This is a genomic window from Acidocella sp., from assembly GCF_036489515.1.
Lineage (GTDB): Bacteria > Pseudomonadota > Alphaproteobacteria > Acetobacterales > Acetobacteraceae > Acidocella.
In genome coordinates, this window is the sequence record NZ_DASXFO010000082.1 from 1 (window position 1) to 1,784 (window position 1,784).

General features: G+C 66.4%; 3 protein-coding genes. 1 reads left to right on the top strand and 2 read right to left on the bottom strand.

Annotated elements, in window-relative coordinates; genetic code table 11:
* Positions 1 to 1,111, top strand: a 1,111-nt coding sequence (locus VGG47_RS12335; protein WP_331538976.1) for a M20/M25/M40 family metallo-hydrolase, incomplete at its 5' end; no start/stop codon positions are given.
* Between the two features lie 61 nt (positions 1,112 to 1,172).
* Here VGG47_RS12335 and VGG47_RS12340 read toward each other — a convergent pair.
* Both VGG47_RS12340 and VGG47_RS12345 read right to left on the bottom strand, forming a co-directional pair.
* Entirely contained in the window at positions 1,173 to 1,409 is a 237-nt protein-coding gene (locus VGG47_RS12340) for a hypothetical protein (protein ID WP_331538978.1), read from the bottom strand.
* An 11-nt stretch (positions 1,410 to 1,420) separates the two neighbouring features.
* A partial coding sequence (locus VGG47_RS12345; protein WP_331538980.1) for an Ldh family oxidoreductase occupies positions 1,421 to 1,784 on the bottom strand: 364 nt, incomplete at its 5' end.

Here is a 1,784-nt window from a genome sequence, read left to right on the forward strand (position 1 = left end):
CACCGTGCGCGGGCTGGACGAGCAGTGGCGGGACGGGCTTTCGCCCTGGGTGCTGAAGCCCGAGGGAGACCTCTGGTATGGCCGCGGCTCGGCCGACAATAAGGGCCAGCACGCGATTAACCTGATGGCGCTGGAGGCGGTGCTCGCACAGCGCCAGGGTCGGCTCGGCTATAACGTGAAAATGTTGCTGGAGATGAGCGAAGAGCGCGGCTCGCTGGGCCTGCGCGAATTCATCGCCGCGCATCGTGAGCTGTTGGCGGCCGATGTGCTGCTGGCCTCCGACGGGCCGCGCGTGGCGCCGGAAACGCCGACCATCGCCACCGGCTCGCGCGGGACCTTTCATTTCGACCTGGTGGTATCGCTGCGCCCGGGGGCGGTGCACTCCGGCCATTGGGGCGGGTTGATTGCCGACCCGGCGCTGATCCTGTCGCAGGCGTTGGCCAGCATCTGCGACCGCAAGGGGCGCATTCTGGTGCGCGACTGGCTGCCGCCGGGCGGCGTGCCGGCGAGCGTGGAGCAGGCATTGCGAGGCTGTGTGGTGGGCGGCGGGAGCGCGATCGAGCCCGACCCCGACTGGGGCGAGCCGGGCCTGACCGCGGCGGAAAAACTCTATGGCTGGAACGGTTTCATCGTTCTGGCCATGACCTCCGGCCGGCCGGAAAACCCCGTGAACGCGGTGGCCGGCGAGGCGCGGGCGCATTGCCAGATCCGCTACGTGGCCGATGTGGCACCGGAAATTTTCGCGCCGGCATTGCGCAAACATCTCGACGCCGCCGGCTTTGCGGAAGTGGCGATCGAGAGAGCGGCGGTGGGACTGGCGGCGAGCCGCACGGACCCGGCCGATCCCTGGGTGCAATTCGCCGCCGCCAGCATGGAAAAAAGCCTCGGGCGCAAGGTCCAGGTGATCCCCAACGCCTCGGGCGGATTGCCGGGCGATATTTTCATAGATCATCTGGGCGTGCCGCTGGTCTGGGTGCCGCACTCCTATAACGGCTGCAAGCAGCACGGGCCGGACGAGCATTTGCTGGCGCCGATCGCCCGTGAAGGTTTCGCGGCTTTCGCCGGGTTGTGGTGGGATCTCGGCGACGGCAACACGCCCGCTTCACGCTGATACGTCCCTGAAAGGAAGGCGCTGTCTGCCATAACGACGCCGCCGGTTTAGCAGCCTGTGATCAGCCCCACGCTGTCGATGAGCGGAAGGCCGAACCCCGGCGGACGCTCGCGAGCGTGCGGCCGACGACCGCGATCGAGAGGATCGAGACGGCGATCAGATAGAACGCCGGAACGATGTTGCTGTAACTGGCGGCGATCGCTTCAGGCGCTGGTTTTCGGTAGTCCGTCGAGCTGTGCGGCCTGACCGTGTTGTAGTGACTGGACGATATGCCGCCAGAGCCACGAATTTTGCTCATTCACACCATCATCAACTAAACGAATCGAACGGCACCTGCATCTCTTCCCCGAGCTTCGTCAGGTCCGCGATCGTATCTTGCGGCAGCTTCAGGCCTTCGGCGCGGTGGCGCTGGTCGTTCCGCGCCTCGATCTCGCCCGGATAGAAGATTTCCTCCGCGCCCTTGGCCAGCTTGGCACCCTTGAGGCCGGCGATCATCGCCTCCATCCTGGCGTTGAAGCCGTCGAGCGGCTGGAACACCTCGACATTGAGGGCGATCAGCAGATGGCCGGCGCCGCTGCGTTTGTCCGGCTGGTAGGGGCCGGCGACGCCGGGGCCGAATTCGCTGGCGCTCAGGACGCCCGACAGCACGTCCATGACGACCGAGATGGCATAG